This window comes from Xanthomonas nasturtii (assembly GCF_023337365.3).
GTDB lineage: Bacteria > Pseudomonadota > Gammaproteobacteria > Xanthomonadales > Xanthomonadaceae > Xanthomonas > Xanthomonas nasturtii.
The window spans coordinates 1,097,306-1,114,117 of sequence record NZ_CP142084.2 but is presented as its reverse complement, the minus strand read 5'-3'; the positions used below and the strand labels follow the sequence as shown (position 1 = coordinate 1,114,117).

Below are 16,812 nucleotides of genomic sequence, written 5' to 3'. Positions count from 1 at the left end.
ATGCGTCGCAAACAGCACTCATATGGTGCTGAAGGGCCCCGTTACCAAGGCCCACGAGGTCACCAGCGGTAATGTGCGAACGCCTTGTTCGCCTCCGCCATACGGTGGGTCTCTTCGCGCTTCTTGATCGCGCCGCCGCGGCTTTCCGAGGCGTCCAGCAGTTCTGCAGCCAGCTTGCGCGGCATGGTGTTCTCACCACGCTTGCGCGCGGAATCGATCAACCAGCGCATTGCCAGCGCCATGCGACGGGATGAGCGCACTTCGACGGGCACCTGATAGGTAGCACCACCAACGCGACGCGATTTAACTTCGACAGCCGGGGCCACGTTGTCCAGTGCTTTCTGCACCAGCTCGACGGCATTCGGATTCTTTTCGCCAATGACGTCCATTGCGCCATAGACAATTTTCTCAGCAACCGACTTCTTGCCACTTTGCATCACCATATTGATGAAGCGGGCAATGGTTTCGCTGCCATGCTTTGGATCTGGCAGGACGGTGCGCTGCGGAGTAGAACCTTTACGGGACATTTGAGTATTTCCTTAGCTCTTCGGGCGCTTGGCGCCGTACTTGGAACGACCTTGACGGCGCTTTGCGACGCCGGCGGCGTCCAGCGAACCACGGACGGTGTGATAACGCACACCGGGAAGATCCTTGACGCGGCCACCGCGAATCAGGACCACGGAGTGCTCCTGCAGGTTGTGGCCTTCACCACCGATGTAGCTGATGACCTCTTCCTGGTTCGTCAGACGCACCTTGGCGACTTTACGCAGGGCCGAGTTCGGCTTCTTCGGGGTGGTGGTATAGACGCGTGTGCAGACGCCACGGCGCTGCGGACACTTGTCCAGTGCCGGGGAGGCACTCTTGTAGGTGGTCGCTTGCCGAGGCTTGCGGACCAGCTGATTGATCGTCGTCATCAGTTGATTCTTCTGATTGAGAGGCCGAGGTGGCCTACACGAAAACAAAGGCAGGCCGTGACCGGCCCACCGAGACAGAGAAGTATAGCTGGCAGGACGAAACTCCGTCAACTTCACGGAATCTGAACCTGCTGACCCATCCAAAGGCCGGAAAACGGAGGGCCTCCTGCCCTCCCTTTCGCTTGGCTTACGGCGGCCTTGCGACCGCCGTCGGAGCGCTTACTCCTCGTCCGCGCCAGCGTCGGCCACAGCTGCGACCGGTTCGGCGACTGTCGGCTTACCCGACAGCGTTTCCATTTCCGAGTCGGTCAGACCCGAAGATTTGCGACGTCCGGCGTGGTACGCCAGACCGGTACCGGCCGGGATCAGGCGACCCACGATCACGTTTTCCTTCAGACCGCGCAGGTTGTCGCGGGTACCGCGCACGGCAGCCTCGGTCAACACGCGAGTGGTCTCCTGGAACGATGCCGCCGAGATGAACGACTCGGTGGCAAGCGACGCCTTGGTGATACCCAGCAGCACCGGATCGTACTTGGCAGGCAGTTCGTTGCGCTTGATCAGGCGGGCATTTTCCTCGATGACGCGCTGACGCTCGACCTGCTCGCCGTTGAGGAACTTGCTGGTGCCCTGATCGACGATCTCGACCTTACGCAGCATCTGACGGGTGATCACCTCGATATGCTTGTCGTTGATCTTCACGCCCTGCAGGCGATATACGTCCTGGATTTCCTTGACCAGATACGCGGCCAGCGGCTCGACACCCAGCAGACGCAGGATGTCCTGCGGGCTCGGCTCGCCGTCCACCACGGTCTCGCCCTTGGTCACATGCTCGCCTTCGAACACGATGATCTGGCGGTACTTGGGGATCAGCTCTTCGTGTTCCGAACCATCGGTGTCCTTGATGATCAGGCGCTGCTTGCCCTTGGTGTCCTTACCGAAGCTGATGATGCCCGAGCGCTCGGCCAGGATCGCCGGATCCTTCGGCTTGCGCGCTTCGAACAGGTCGGCAACGCGCGGCAGACCACCGGTGATGTCGCGGGTCTTGGACGCCTCCTGCGGAATCTTCGCCACCACGTCGCCCACGCCGACGGCAGCACCGTCCTGCAGGTTGACGATGGAGCGCGGCGGCAGCAGGTACTGGGCCGGCAGATCCGTATTCGGGATGGTCAGGTCGTTGCCCTTGCCGTCGACGATGCGCACGATCGGGCGCAGTTCCTTGGCATGCGCACCGCGACGCTTCGGGTCGGTGATTTCTCGCGAGGCCAGACCGGTCAGTTCGTCGGTCTTCTCGATGACGGTGACGCCGTCGACGAAGTCGATGAAGCGGATGAAACCGGCCACTTCCGACACGATCGGGTGGTTATGCGGATCCCAGTTCGCCACACCCTGCCCGGCCTTGACCGCATCGCCGTCTTTGGCGGTGATGGTAGCGCCGTACGGCAGCTTGTAGCGCTCGCGCTCGCGGCCATGGCCGTCGAGCACGGACAGTTCACCCGAACGCGAGACCGCAACCAACGCGCCGCTGGCATGCGCCACCGACTTGAGGTTGTTGAACTTCACCGAACCGGTGGTCTTGACGGTGATGTTGTCGATCGCAGCCGCACGCGATGCCGCGCCACCGATGTGGAACGTACGCATGGTCAGCTGGGTACCCGGCTCACCGATCGACTGTGCAGCGATGACGCCAACCGCTTCGCCGATGTTGACCTGGTGACCACGTGCAAGATCGCGACCGTAGCAGCGTGCGCACACGCCGAACGAGGATTCGCAGCTGATCGTCGAACGCACCTTCACCGACTGCACGCTGGCGTCTTCCAGCTTGGCAACCCAGGCTTCGTCGAGCAGCGTGTTGCGGGTGACGATCGGTTCTTCGTCGTTGCCCGGCAGGTACACGTCCTCGGCCACCACACGGCCCAGCACGCGCTCCTTCAACGGCTCCACCACGTCGCCGCCTTCCACGATCGGGGTCATGATCAACCCTTCGGTGGTGCCGCAATCGACTTCGGTGATCACCACGTCCTGCGCAACGTCGACCAGACGACGGGTCAGGTAACCCGAGTTCGCGGTCTTCAGCGCGGTATCGGCCAGACCCTTACGCGCGCCGTGGGTGGAGTTGAAGTACTCCTGCACGTTCAGGCCTTCGCGGAAGTTCGCCTTGATGGGCGTCTCGATGATCGAGCCGTCCGGACGCGCCATCAGGCCGCGCATACCGGCCAGCTGACGGATCTGCGCCTGGCTACCACGGGCACCGGAGTCGGCCATGATGTACAGCGAGTTCATCGACTTCTGGTCGATGGTCTCGCCCTTGGCGTTCTCGACCTTTTCGGTACCGATGGTGTCCATCATAGCCTTGGCGATGCGCTCGCTGGTACGCGACCAGATGTCCACGACCTTGTTGTAGCGCTCGCCGGCGGTGACCAGACCCGACTGGTACTGCTCCTGGATTTCCAGCACTTCGGCTTCTGCCTCGGTGAGGATGCCCTTCTTCTCGTCCGGGATCAGCATGTCGTCGATGCCGATCGACACGCCTGCGCGGGTAGCGTAGGCATAGCCGGTGTACATCAGCTTGTCGGCGAACACGACGGTGTCCTTCAAGCCCAGCAGACGGTAGCTGGAGTTGATCAGACGCGAGATGTTCTTCTTGGTCATCTCGGTATTGGCCAGCTGGAACGGCAGGCCTTCGGGCAGGATCTCGCTCAGCAGCGCACGACCGACCGTGGTGTCCACGATCGAGGTACCGCTGGTGCGCTTTCCATCGACAGCGTCCACGTCCACCTGGGTGATACGGACCTTGACCTTGGCGTGCAGTTCCACCACGCGGTTGTCGTAGGCGCGCTTCACTTCGCTGGTGTTGGCGAACACCATGCCCTCGCCCTTCTTGTTCTCCAGGGCGCGGCTCATGTAATACAGGCCCAACACGACGTCCTGCGACGGCACGATGATCGGCTCGCCGTTGGCCGGCGACAGGATGTTGTTGGTGGACATCATCAGCGCACGCGCTTCCAGCTGGGCTTCCAGCGAGAGCGGCACGTGGACGGCCATCTGGTCACCGTCGAAGTCGGCGTTGAACGCGGTACACACCAGCGGATGCAGCTGGATGGCCTTGCCTTCGATCAACACCGGCTCGAACGCCTGGATGCCCAGACGGTGCAGGGTCGGTGCGCGGTTCAACAGCACCGGATGCTCGCGGATCACTTCTTCCAGGATGTCCCAGACTTCGGCTTCTTCGCGCTCGACCAGCTTCTTGGCGGCCTTGATGGTGGTGGCCAGGCCACGACGCTGCAACTTGGCGAACACGAACGGCTTGAACAGCTCCAGCGCCATCTTCTTCGGCAGGCCGCACTGGTGCAGCTTGAGGTACGGACCGACGGTGATGACCGAACGGCCGGAGTAGTCCACGCGCTTGCCGAGCAGGTTCTGACGGAACCGGCCCTGCTTGCCCTTGATCATGTCGGCCAGCGACTTCAGCGGACGCTTGTTGGTGCCGGTGATGGCACGGCCGCGACGGCCGTTGTCCAGCAGCGCATCCACCGATTCCTGCAGCATGCGCTTTTCGTTGCGCACGATGATGTCCGGCGCATTGAGCTCCAGCAGACGACGCAGACGGTTGTTGCGGTTGATCACGCGGCGATACAGATCGTTCAGATCCGAGGTCGCGAAGCGGCCGCCATCCAGCGGCACCAGCGGACGCAGATCCGGCGGCAGCACGGGAAGCACCGTCATGACCATCCATTCCGGACGGTTACCCGATTCCAGGAAGGCTTCGATCAGCTTGATGCGCTTGGTCAGTCGCTTGAGCTTGGTTTCCGAACCGGTGCTGGCGATTTCCTCGCGCAGACGGGTCATTTCCGACTGCAGGTCGATCGTGCGCAGCAGTTCGTACACGGCCTCGGCGCCCATGGCGGCGTCGAAGTCGTCGTTGTACTCCTGACGTGCGGTGAGGTACTGCTCTTCGGTCAGCAGCTGGCGGCGCTCAAGCGGGGTCAGGCCCGGCTCGGTGACGACGTAGGCTTCGAAGTACAGCACGCGCTCGATGTCACGCAGGGTCATGTCCAGCATCAAACCGATGCGCGAGGGCAGCGACTTGAGGAACCAGATGTGCGCGACCGGCGAGGCCAGGTCGATGTGCCCCATGCGCTCGCGGCGCACCTTGGCCAGGGTGACTTCGGTGCCGCACTTTTCGCAGACCACACCACGGTGCTTCATGCGCTTGTACTTGCCGCACAGGCACTCGTAATCCTTGATCGGTCCGAAGATGGCGGCGCAGAACAGGCCGTCACGCTCGGGCTTGAAGGTGCGGTAGTTGATGGTTTCGGGCTTCTTCACTTCGCCGTAGGACCACGAACGGATCAGGTCAGGCGAGGCCAGCGCGATCTTGATCGCGTCGAAATCCAGCGTCTGGCGCTGTTGATTGAAGAGGTTGAGCAGGTCTTTCATTGGATATCTCCGGGTCGGAGGAATTTCGTATCTGAGATGGAACGCGCAGAGATCTGTTCGGGACCGGGGATCCGGGACCGGGGACCCCGAAGATCAAGAGCGCTTGGCTCCTGTCCCTCCGGGGTCCCCGGTCCCCTGTCGCCGGTCCCGGCTCTTACTCTTCCAGTTCCATGTTGATCGCCAGCGAGCGGATTTCCTTCACCAACACGTTGAAGGATTCCGGCATGCCCGCGACCATCTCGTGCTCACCATCGACGATGTTCTTGTACATCTGGTTGCGGCCCTGCACGTCGTCGGACTTCACCGTCAGCATTTCCTGCAGGGTGTAGGCCGCGCCGTAGGCTTCCAGCGCCCAGACTTCCATTTCGCCGAAGCGCTGACCACCGAACTGCGCCTTGCCGCCCAGCGGCTGCTGGGTGACGAGCGAGTACGGGCCGGTCGAACGTGCATGCATCTTGTCGTCGACCAAGTGGTTCAACTTCAGGTAGTGCATGTAGCCGACCGTGGTCTTGCGATCGAACGCTTCGCCGGTACGACCGTCGTACAACTGGGTCTGACCGCTCTGCGGCAGTTCGGCCAGTTCCAGCATGCGCTTGATTTCCGCTTCGCTGGCACCGTCGAACACCGGGGTGGCCATCGGCACGCCGTCGATCAGATTCTTGCCCAGGTTGAGCAATTCCTCATCGCTGAACTGCGACAGATCCACACGCTGTGCATTGATCGCGTTGTCGTGGTTGTAGATGTCGTCCAGGAACTTGCGCAGCTCGCTGACCGCCGCCTGCGCTTCCAGCATGCGCTGGATCTTGCGACCCAGGCCCTTGGCAGCCCAGCCCAGATGCACTTCCAGAATCTGGCCGATGTTCATACGCGACGGCACGCCGAGCGGGTTCAGCACGATGTCGACCGGCTCGCCGGTGGCCATGTACGGCATGTCCTCGACCGGCACCACATTGGAGACCACACCCTTGTTGCCGTGGCGGCCTGCCATCTTGTCGCCCGGCTGGATGCGGCGCTTCACGGCCAGGAACACCTTGACCATCTTCAGCACGCCCGGTGCGAGGTCATCGCCCTGGGTGATCTTGCCGCGCTTGTCGGCAAAACGTGCTTCAAATTCCTTCTCGTGCGCCTGGATCTGCTTCTGCGCGCGTTCGATGGCGTCGGCAGCGTCTTCGTCCTTCATGCGCAGCTGGAACCAATCGGACTTCTTCAGCCCGTCCAGATACGCGTCGGTGACGTTGTCGCCCTTCTTCAGGTTCGCACCGCCATTGGCAACCTTGCCCACGATCTGCGAGCGCAGACGTGCGTAGATGGCCGCTTCCAGGATGCGGAACTGGTCATCGAAGTCCTTCTTGACGCGCTTGATTTCAGACTCTTCGATCTGACGCGCACGCTTGTCCTTCTCGATACCGTCGCGGGTGAAGACCTGCACGTCGATGACGGTGCCGTCCATGCCCGGGGGCACGCGCAGCGAGCTGTCCTTCACGTCGGACGCCTTCTCACCGAAGATCGCACGCAGCAGCTTTTCTTCCGGGGTCAGCTGGCTTTCGCCCTTCGGCGTGACCTTGCCGACCATGATGTCGCCGGCGCGCACTTCCGCACCGATGTACACCACGCCGGACTCGTCCAGACGGTTCAAGGCCTGCTCGGACACGTTCGGGATGTCGGCGGAAATTTCCTCCGGCCCCAGCTTGGTGTCGCGTGCAACGCAGGTCAGTTCTTCGATGTGGATCGTGGTGTAGCGATCCTCTTCCACCACGCGCTCGGAGAGCAGGATGGAGTCTTCGAAGTTGTAGCCGTTCCACGGCATGAAGGCGATCAGCATGTTCTGACCCAGCGCCAGTTCACCGATGTCGGTGGACGGGCCGTCGGCCAGCACGTCGCCGCGCGCGATCACGTCGCCCACGTTCACCAGCGGACGCTGGTTGATGCAGGTGTTCTGGTTGGAGCGGGTGTACTTGATCAGGTTGTAGATATCCACGCCGGCATCGGTGCCGCCGCCGATTTCTGCCTCGTTGACCTTGACCACGATGCGGGCCGCGTCGATCTGCTCGATCACGCCACCACGCAACGCATTCACGGTCACGCCCGAGTCGCGCGCAACCGCACGCTCGATACCGGTACCAACCAGCGGCTTCTGCGAACGCAGCGTCGGCACGGCCTGGCGCTGCATGTTGGCGCCCATCAGTGCGCGGTTCGCGTCATCGTGCTCGAGGAAGGGCACCAGCGCCGCGGCGACCGACACGGTCTGCATCGGCGAGACGTCCATGAAGTGGACTTCTGCCGGCGGCTTCAACAGCGACTCGCCCTGGAACCGGCACGGCACGAACTGCTCGGTGAGCATGTTCTTGGCGTCGGTCAGTGCGTTCGCCTGGGCGATCACGTACTCGTTTTCCTCGATCGCCGACAGGTATTCGACGTCGTCGGAGACCTTGCCGTCCAGCACCTTACGGTACGGGGTCTCGAGGAAGCCGTACTGGTTGGTGCGGGCGAACACGGCCAGCGAGTTGATCAGGCCGATGTTCGGACCTTCCGGCGTTTCGATGGTGCAGACGCGGCCGTAGTGGGTCGGATGCACGTCGCGCACTTCGAAGCCTGCGCGTTCGCGGGTCAGACCGCCCGGGCCCAGTGCGGAGACGCGACGCTTGTGCGTCACTTCCGACAGCGGGTTGTTCTGGTCCATGAACTGCGACAGCTGAGAGGAGCCGAAGAATTCCTTGATCGCCGCTGCAACCGGCTTGGCGTTGATCAGTTCCTGCGGGGTCAGGCCTTCGGATTCGGCCATCGACAAGCGCTCCTTGACCGCGCGCTCGACGCGGACCAGGCCGACGCGGAACACGTTTTCGGCCATTTCGCCGACCGAACGCACACGACGGTTACCCAGGTGATCGATGTCATCGACCACGCCGCGACCGTTGCGGATTTCGGTGAGCACCTTGATCACTTCCAGGATGTCGGAGGTGTCGGTGTGCTCGGCGACCAGACGCTTGGATTCTTCGTCGTTACGCTCGGCAAAGTACTTCTTGTCGTACAGCACCGACTCGCCCAGCACTTCCTTGCGGCCGACGCGACGGTTGAACTTCATGCGGCCGACCGTCGACAGGTCGTAGCGCTCGAAGGTAAAGAACAGGTTGTGGAACAGGTTCTGCGCAGCTTCCTTGGTCGGCGGCTCGCCCGGACGCATCATGCGGTAGATTTCCACCAGCGCTTCCAGCTGCGTCTTGGTCGGATCGATGCGCAAGGTGTTGGACAGGTACGGGCCACGATCCAGATCGTTCACCCACAGGGTGCCGACCGCGTCGACGCCGGCCTTGCGGAACGCGGCCAGCTGGTCTTCGCTGATCTCGTCGTTGGCATTGGCCAGCAGTTCGCCGGTGGAGCCATCGACCACGTCGTGCGACAGGATGCGGCCGACCAGGTAGTCGTCCGGCACGGCCAGCGCGGCAACGCCGGCGGCTTCCAGCTGCTTGACGTGACGGGCAGTGATGCGCTTGCCCGCTTCCACGATGACCTTGTCGCCATCGGCCAAGTCGAAGTTCAGCGTTTCACCACGCAGACGCTCCGGCACCAGCTCCAGCTGTACGCCTTCGTCCGGGTTGATGTGGAAGGTGTTGATCTCGAAGAACTCGGCCAACATCTCTTCGTTGTTGTAGCCGAGCGCACGCAACAGGATCGACACCGGCAGCTTGCGGCGACGGTCGATACGGGTGAACAGCGCATCCTTCGGGTCGAACTCGAAGTCCAGCCAGGAACCGCGGTACGGAATGATGCGGGCGCTGTACAGCAGCTTGCCCGAGCTGTGGGTCTTGCCACGGTCGTGGTCGAAGAACACGCCCGGCGAGCGGTGCAGCTGCGAGACGATCACGCGCTCGGTGCCGTTGACGATGAAGGTGCCGTTGCCGGTCATCAGCGGAATTTCGCCGAGATAGACCTCCTGCTCCTTCACGTACTTGATCGCCTTGGTCGACGACTCGCGGTCGTAGATCACCAGGCGCACGGTCACGCGCAGCGGCGCGCCATAGCTCATGCCGCGCTGACGACATTCACGCTCGTCAAACACCGGCTGACCCAGCTTGTAGCCCACGTACTCCAGCGCAGCGTTGCCGCTGTAGCTGGAGATCGGGAACACCGACTTCAATGCCGCGTGCAGACCGAGGTCCTTACGCTTGTTCGGCTCCACGTCTTCCTGCAGGAATTCGCGGTAGGAATCCACCTGGATGGCAAGCAGGAACGGCACTTCGAGAATCGAGCGCTGCTTACCGAAATCCTTGCGGATACGCTTTTTTTCGGTGAACGAATAAGACGTCATGAGGTCTTCACCCTAGGCTGCGGGGGCCACGTCGCGGCGGCCCTGAAATAACAAAATTGTCAGTTGGAAGTCGCTGGTATTGCCGGCACCAGCACGCCTTCTCCCGCTACTTCCAACTACCAACTCGGTGACGCGGGGATTGAGGATGACGAGATTGGGGATTAGCGAAGATTGTCTTCGAATCCCGAATGCCGACTCTCAAATCCCGGCTTTCCATCAACGGCCAAAGGCCGGGAGCTTGACGCTCCCAGCCTTTGGTGCATCACCATGAAACGCTGGCGATGCAAGGTGTTGCTTACTTGACTTCGACGGTCGCGCCGACTTCGGTCAGTTCCTTCTTGATCTTCTCGGCTTCGTCCTTGGACGCGCCTTCCTTCAGGATGCCACCGGCTTCGGTCAGATCCTTGGCTTCCTTCAGACCCAGGCCGGTCACGGCGCGGACGGCCTTAATGACGCCGACCTTGTTGGCGCCACAGTTGACCAGCACCACGTTGAATTCGGTCTGCTCTTCGACCACGGCAGCGGGGCCAGCTGCAGCAGCAGCGACCGGGGCAGCGGCGGAGACGCCGAACTTCTCTTCGATGGCCTTGACCAGCTCCATCACTTCCATCAGGGACTTCTCGGCGATGGCGTCGACGATCTGTTCGTTGGTAAGGGACATTGTGATTACCTTTAAATGATTTTCTGGATTGGGGTTCTAGCGAACGCTAGGACATCAAGCTTCGGCAGTCTCGGCGACCGGCGCGGCGGCTTCGTCGCCGCCACCCTGCTTGTCGCCAACGGCCTTGACGGCACGGGCGAACATGGCAGCCGGTTCGGACAGCACGCGGGCCAGCATGGCCAGGGCCTGGTCACGGGTCGGCAGCGATGCCAACACGTCGACGTGACCAGCCGGGAACAGCTCCCCGCCGATGGACACGACCTTGGCCTGCAGCTTGTCGTTGCTCTTGGCAAATTCCTTGATCAGGCGACCGGCTGCGCCGGGCTCATCCATCGAAAACGCATACAGCAAAGGACCGACCAGCTTGTCAGCAGCGACAGCGAAATCAGTACCTTCAACGGCGCGCGCAGCCAGGGTGTTCTTGACAACTTTCAAGAACACGCCGGTTTCGCGGGCCTGCTTACGCATCGCGGTCATCTGGGAGACCGTGGTGCCAGCGTATTCGGCGGCGATCAGGGAGTGGGCCTTGGCGGCGATGTCTGCCAGCTCGGCGACTACTTCTTGCTTCTGGGACAGATTGAGAGCCATTGCACTCCTCCGTTAAAGCTGGGATTCGGGATTGGTGATTCGGGATTCGTCACAGCGATCACGCCGCCGTTGCCAATCCCAAATGCCGAATCGCTCATCCCCGCTTCAAACTACTCCGCTCGCGGCTCCTGCCGGTTGCGGTCCAGGGCAGCCTCCTTCCTGGAAGCCGGGAACATCGACCGATGTTCCTTTGGTGGCCGTTCTAGACCTGGAGTGGACTCGATCCGGGATGTCCCAGACGCGCGTAAACCAGAAAGCTCCAGAAGGGCGACACCATCTACGCCGGCCGGTTCGAAACGAACCAATTAAGCGATCCCGCTACATCGACGGCGACTCCTTGCCAGTGCGAGCATCCCTGCCCGTCGTCGATCTGCGCTGACCGCGCCTGCGGTCTTTGACGGCTACCGCCGGACATGCCGGCGATCGCCTTCAAAATGTCCGTTACCCCAAAGGAGGGAACGGACTCCCAGCACACGGTTGCCCGGGCCGGAAAAACAATGCTGTACTGCCAAACACGTCAGGCGCATGACGCCCGACGCATTCGATTACTTCAGCGACAGGCTCGACTGGTCGACCGTCACGCCCGGACCCATGGTCGAACTGACCGAGACCTTCTGCAGGTAGGTGCCCTTCGAGGTCGCCGGCTTGGCCTTGACCAGATCCAGCAGCAGCGCCTGCAGATTCGACTTCAGCGCTTCGTCGTCGAAGCTGGCCTTGCCGATGGTGCAATGGATGATGCCGGCCTTGTCGGTGCGGTAACGCACCTGGCCCGACTTGGCGTTCTTGACCGCTTCGCCCGGATTGGCCGACACGGTGCCGACCTTCGGGTTCGGCATCAAGCCACGCGGGCCCAGCAGGGTGCCCAGCTTACCGACGACACGCATGGCGTCCGGGGTGGCGATGACCACGTCGTAGCTCAGGTCGCCGGCCTGCATCTTCTCGGCCAGGTCGTCCATACCCACTGCCTCGGCGCCAGCAGCCAGGGCCTCGTCGGCCTTGGCGCCTGCCGGTGCGAACACTGCCACGCGCACGCTCTTGCCGGTACCGGCCGGCAGCACGGTGGAACCGCGCACCTGCTGGTCGGACTTCTTGGCGTCCACGCCCAGGCGCACGGCAACGTCGATCGACTCGACGAACTTGGCCTTGGTGGCGCTCTTCAGGATCTTGATTGCGTCTTCGAAGGCATAGGTCTTGCCCGGAACGACAGCGGCCGCAATGGCCTTAACGCGCTTGCTCTGTGCCATGTCTTAGCCCTCCACCGTCAAACCCATGCTGCGGGCAGAACCCGCAATCGTGCGAACTGCCGCTTCCAGCTCGGCTGCCGTCAAATCGGCTTCCTTGACCTTGGCGATCTCTTCCAGCTGCTTGCGCGTCACCTTGCCCACCTTGTCGGTGTTGGGACGCTTCGAGCCGGAGGTCACGCCTGCGGCCTTCTTGAGCAGCACACTTGCAGGGGTGCTCTTGGTGACGAAGGTAAAGGTACGGTCGGAGTACGCAGTGATGATCACCGGCGTCGGCAGACCCGGCTCCAGCTTCGACGTCGCAGCGTTGAACGCCTTGCAGAATTCCATGATGTTCAGACCGCGCTGACCCAGTGCAGGGCCAACCGGCGGCGCAGGATTGGCCTGCCCGGCCTTGACCTGCAGCTTGATGAAAGCAGTAATCTTCTTAGCCATTTCGATACTCTCCGGGTGCTAGCGCCTGAACTGCAGGCTCCCCATCGGACCGGGATTCACGTGTCCCGGCTTCACGTTTCTGACCACACGCAGATGGCCGCCATGCGGCAGCCATTGTTTCCCGGCGGTTCGCCAGGTGAGCGAGCCGCGCACTATAGCAGCAATTGTTACGGGTGCCTAGAAGACACCGGCCAGGTCAGCCCTTCTCGACCTGACCGAATTCGAGCTCGACCGGCGTAGAGCGGCCAAAGATGAGCACGGCGACACGCAGCCTGCTCTTCTCGTAATTGACTTCCTCGACGACGCCATTGAAGTCATTGAACGGGCCTTCGGTGACACGCACCATCTGGCCCGGCTCGAACAGCACCTTCGGGCGCGGTTTCTCGACGCCATCCTGCACACGCTGCAGGATCGCATCGGCTTCTTCGTCGCGAATGGGCAGTGGACGATCGGCGGTGCCGCCAATGAAGCCCATCACCTTGGAAGTCTCCTTCACCAGGTGCCAGCTCTCATTGTCGATACGCGGAATACCGGCTTCTTCGTGCGTTTCGATCTGCACCAGCACATAACCGGGGAAGAACTTGCGCTCGGACCGACGCTTCTGGCCGGCACGCATTTCGATGACCTCTTCGGTCGGCACCAACACGTCGCCGAAGCGATCTTCCATTTCGGTACGCGCGATGCGGTCGCGCAATGCCTGCGCAACAGATTTTTCGAAGCCTGAATAGGCGTGAACGACATACCAACGCTTCACTGCTTGATTCTCCTCAACGAGCCAGGAACCACTGCGTGAGCTTCTGGATGACGAAATCGAAGCCGCCCAACAGCAAACTCAGAATGATCACAACAACAATCACGACCCAGGTGGTACGGATGGCTTCCTGGCGCGTTGGCCAGACAACCTTGCGTAGCTCGAACCTGGATTCGGACATGAATTCGCGGGTCTCACGGCCTTTGCCGGTGCCCAGAAACACAAACGCGCCTGCCACCAACCCCACGATCACAGCCAGCGCGCGCAACTGTGGCGCCCAGGCTCCAAGCTGGGTGGCGCGCTCAGGCGCAGAAAACCAGAACCACACAAATAGCCCCGCAACCACCAGGAGCGCGGAGACGACGTATTTCACAATATCAGCGCTGGCAGCAGACGCGCTTTTGGAAGGCTCGATTTTGCTATTCATCCGGCTCTAGTTACCGATCTGACCCGAATCGCTGGGCCGGAAAGAGGAGTGGCACGCCAGGAGGGACTCGAACCCCCAACCTGCGGTTTTGGAGACCGCTGCTCTGCCAATTGAGCTACTGGCGTATGTACTCGTTTACCGCAAACCTAAGACAACGAAGGCGGACCGCGGTTCAGCCGGCCCGCCATTCGTTTGAATCCAGCCGCCATAAAGCGGCTGGACGCAGGTCTTACTTGATGATCTTGGCAACCACGCCGGCGCCGACGGTACGGCCACCTTCACGGATGGCGAAGCGCAGACCTTCGTCCATCGCGACCGGGTTGATCAGGGTCACGACCATCTTCACGTTGTCGCCCGGCATCACCATTTCCACGCCTTCCGGCAACTGGCAGGCGCCAGTGATGTCGGTGGTACGGAAGTAGAACTGCGGACGGTAGCCCTTGAAGAACGGGGTATGACGGCCACCCTCGTCCTTGGACAGCACGTAGACCTCGGCTTCGAACTCGGTGTGCGGCTTGATCGAACCCGGCTTGCACAGCACCTGGCCACGCTCGACGTCGTCACGCTTGGTGCCGCGCAGCAGCAGACCGGCGTTATCGCCTGCCTGACCCTGGTCCAGCAACTTGCGGAACATTTCCACACCGGTGACGGTGGTCTTCTGCGTGTCGCGGATACCGACGATTTCGATTTCGTCGCCGACCTTGATGATGCCGCGCTCGATACGACCGGTCACCACGGTGCCACGACCCGAGATCGAGAACACGTCTTCCACCGGCATCAGGAACGGACGGTCGACGTCGCGGGTCGGATCCGGAATGAAGGTATCCAGGGCTTCGACCAGCTTCAGGATCGCCGGCACACCGATGTCGCTCTGATCGCCGTCCAGCGCCAGACGGGCCGAACCGTGGATGATCGGAGTGTCGTCGCCCGGGAAGTCGTACTTGCTCAGCAGCTCACGCACTTCCATCTCGACCAGCTCGAGCAGCTCGGCGTCGTCGACCATGTCGGCCTTGTTCAGGAACACGACGATGTGCGGCACACCGACCTGACGCGAGAGCAGGATGTGCTCACGGGTCTGCGGCATCGGACCGTCGGCAGCCGAACACACCAGGATCGCGCCGTCCATCTGCGCCGCACCGGTGATCATGTTCTTGACGTAGTCGGCGTGGCCGGGGCAGTCGACGTGCGCGTAATGGCGAACTGCGGACTCATATTCAACGTGCGCGGTCGAGATCGTGATACCACGCGCCTTCTCTTCCGGCGCTGCGTCGATCGCGTCGTACGCCTTGAACTCGCCACCGAAACGCTCGGCACCGATCTTGGTCAGCGCAGCGGTCAACGTGGTCTTGCCATGGTCGACGTGACCAATGGTGCCGACGTTAACGTGCAGCTTTTCGCGAATATATTTGGCTTTTCCCATGGGTGCGTGTCTCGGTAATCGTTTGGAGTTGAAGACGATTGAGTAATGGTGCTCACGAAAGGAATCGAACCTTCGACCTCCTCCTTACCAAGGAGGTGCTCTACCGACTGAGCTACGTGAGCGAGTTTTGCATTATGGCATGCATTTGCGTTCAATGGAGCGGGAGACGGGAATCGAACCCGCACCATCAGCTTGGAAGGCTGAGGTTCTACCGTTGAACTACTCCCGCGCCGGGAACTGCACGCCACAACGTGAAACTGGTGGAGGGAGGTGGATTCGAACCACCGAAGGCGTAAGCCAGCAGATTTACAGTCTGCCCCCGTTGGCCGCTTGGGTATCCCTCCAGCTTTTACAACCGGACCGGTGTGCCGTGAGGCGTTTCGGTTCGGGGTGAAGCAGCCCGTTATTTTGTTGTGGAACGCATGCAGTGTCAACAAAAATTTTTAGCAACTCGTCAGTGCCGAAGACGCGCGACCATCGGGGTCGCGCGCAACCGATCAGACGTTGAAGCGGAAGTGCAGCACGTCGCCTTCCTGGACGCGGTATTCCTTGCCTTCCAGGCGCAGACGACCGGCATCGCGGGCACCCGCTTCGCCGCGATACCTGATGAAGTCGTCGAAGCCGATCGTCTCGGCGCGAATAAAGCCCTTCTCGAAATCGGTATGGATGACGGCGGCTGCCTGCGGCGCCGTCGAACCGGCCCGAACCGTCCAGGCACGTACTTCCTTGACGCCTGCGGTGAAGTAGGTCTGCAGGCCCAGCAGCGTGTAGGCCGCACGGATGACGCGATTCAAGCCCGGCTCGGCCAGGCCGAGATCGGCCAGGAAGGTGTCGCGGTCTTCGTCGTCGAGCTGAGACAGCTCTTCTTCGATGGCTGCGGACACTGGCACCACTTCCGCACCTTCGGCCAGCGCATGCGCGCGCACCGTATCCAGGTGCGGGTTGTTTTCGAAACCATCCTCAAGCACGTTGGCGATGTACATCACCGGCTTGAGCGTCAGCAGGAACAGATCGCGTACCAGCGCCTTTTCCTCTTCGTCCAGACCGGCGGCACGGCCTGCCTTGCCGTCGGCCAGCGCGGCCTGCAACTTGGCCAGCACCGGCTTGCGCGCTGCCGCATCCTTGTCGCCACCCTTGGCGCTGCGTTCGGCACGGTTGAGCGCCTTTTCCACGCTATCCAGATCGGCCAGCGCCAGCTCGGTATCGATGGTTTCGATATCGGCGATCGGGTCGACCTTGTTGTTGACGTGGATCACGTCGTCGTTGTCAAAGCAACGCACCACATGGGTGATCGCATCGACCTCGCGGATGTGCGCCAGGAACTTGTTGCCCAGGCCTTCGCCGCTCGCCGCACCAGCGACCAGGCCGGCGATGTCGACGAACTCGACCGCAGTAGGAATCAGCTTCTGCGGCTTGACGATGTCAGCCAGCTGATTGAGGCGCGGATCCGGCACCGGCACGATGCCGACATTCGGCTCGATGGTGCAGAACGGGAAATTGGCCGCAGCGATGCCGGCCTTGGTCAGCGCATTGAACAGGGTCGACTTGCCGACGTTGGGCAGGCCGACGATGCCGCATTTGATACCCATGGGTCACATCCGGGATTTGGGATTCGGGATTGGAGATTCGGCA

At 61.7% G+C, this 16,812-nt stretch carries 12 protein-coding genes and 4 tRNA genes; all 16 read right to left on the bottom strand.

What is annotated here, in order from left to right:
• Positions 1-59: 59 nt before the first annotated feature.
• A complete protein-coding gene (gene rpsG / locus M3O59_RS04775) occupies positions 60-527 on the bottom strand; it encodes a 30S ribosomal protein S7 (RefSeq protein WP_005993356.1) in 468 nt (155 codons plus the stop codon).
• Between the two features lie 12 nt (positions 528-539).
• Positions 540-914, bottom strand: coding sequence for a 30S ribosomal protein S12 (gene rpsL / locus M3O59_RS04770; protein WP_002811712.1), 375 nt, complete (start codon positions 912-914; stop codon positions 540-542).
• Between the two features lie 219 nt (positions 915-1,133).
• Positions 1,134-5,351 (bottom strand): DNA-directed RNA polymerase subunit beta', encoded by a 4,218-nt coding sequence (rpoC, locus tag M3O59_RS04765; protein ID WP_064634197.1) that lies wholly within the window; start codon positions 5,349-5,351, stop codon positions 1,134-1,136.
• Between the two features lie 154 nt (positions 5,352-5,505).
• A complete protein-coding gene (gene rpoB / locus M3O59_RS04760; protein ID WP_064634196.1) occupies positions 5,506-9,657 on the bottom strand; it encodes a DNA-directed RNA polymerase subunit beta in 4,152 nt (1,383 codons plus the stop codon).
• Positions 9,658-9,952: 295 nt separating this feature from the next.
• Complete coding sequence (gene rplL, locus M3O59_RS04755) at positions 9,953-10,318, bottom strand: 50S ribosomal protein L7/L12 (RefSeq protein WP_064634195.1); 366 nt, start codon at positions 10,316-10,318, stop codon at positions 9,953-9,955.
• A 54-nt stretch (positions 10,319-10,372) separates the two neighbouring features.
• Positions 10,373-10,906, bottom strand: a complete 534-nt coding sequence (rplJ, locus tag M3O59_RS04750) for a 50S ribosomal protein L10 (RefSeq protein WP_116905547.1) — start codon at positions 10,904-10,906, stop codon at positions 10,373-10,375.
• Between the two features lie 545 nt (positions 10,907-11,451).
• A complete protein-coding gene (gene rplA, locus M3O59_RS04745) occupies positions 11,452-12,150 on the bottom strand; it encodes a 50S ribosomal protein L1 (protein WP_064634194.1) in 699 nt (232 codons plus the stop codon).
• 3 nt (positions 12,151-12,153) lie between these two features.
• Entirely contained in the window at positions 12,154-12,582 is a 429-nt protein-coding gene (rplK, locus tag M3O59_RS04740; protein ID WP_008574191.1) for a 50S ribosomal protein L11, read from the bottom strand.
• A gap of 196 nt (positions 12,583-12,778) precedes the next feature.
• Complete coding sequence (nusG, locus tag M3O59_RS04735; RefSeq protein ID WP_014502148.1) at positions 12,779-13,336, bottom strand: transcription termination/antitermination protein NusG; 558 nt, start codon at positions 13,334-13,336, stop codon at positions 12,779-12,781.
• A gap of 13 nt (positions 13,337-13,349) precedes the next feature.
• A complete protein-coding gene (secE, locus tag M3O59_RS04730) occupies positions 13,350-13,760 on the bottom strand; it encodes a preprotein translocase subunit SecE (protein WP_116905546.1) in 411 nt (136 codons plus the stop codon).
• Between the two features lie 49 nt (positions 13,761-13,809).
• Positions 13,810-13,885 (bottom strand) — tRNA-Trp (locus tag M3O59_RS04725).
• Positions 13,886-13,989: 104 nt separating this feature from the next.
• Entirely contained in the window at positions 13,990-15,180 is a 1,191-nt protein-coding gene (gene tuf / locus M3O59_RS04720) for an elongation factor Tu (RefSeq protein ID WP_064634192.1), read from the bottom strand.
• A gap of 46 nt (positions 15,181-15,226) precedes the next feature.
• Positions 15,227-15,302: transfer RNA gene (locus M3O59_RS04715), tRNA-Thr, on the bottom strand.
• A 33-nt stretch (positions 15,303-15,335) separates the two neighbouring features.
• Positions 15,336-15,409: transfer RNA gene (locus M3O59_RS04710), tRNA-Gly, on the bottom strand.
• 29 nt (positions 15,410-15,438) lie between these two features.
• A tRNA-Tyr gene (locus M3O59_RS04705) sits at positions 15,439-15,524 on the bottom strand.
• 153 nt (positions 15,525-15,677) lie between these two features.
• On the bottom strand, positions 15,678-16,769 hold the full coding sequence (ychF, locus tag M3O59_RS04700) for a redox-regulated ATPase YchF (protein ID WP_116905544.1): 1,092 nt from the start codon (positions 16,767-16,769) through the stop codon (positions 15,678-15,680).
• Positions 16,770-16,812 lie beyond the last annotated feature (43 nt).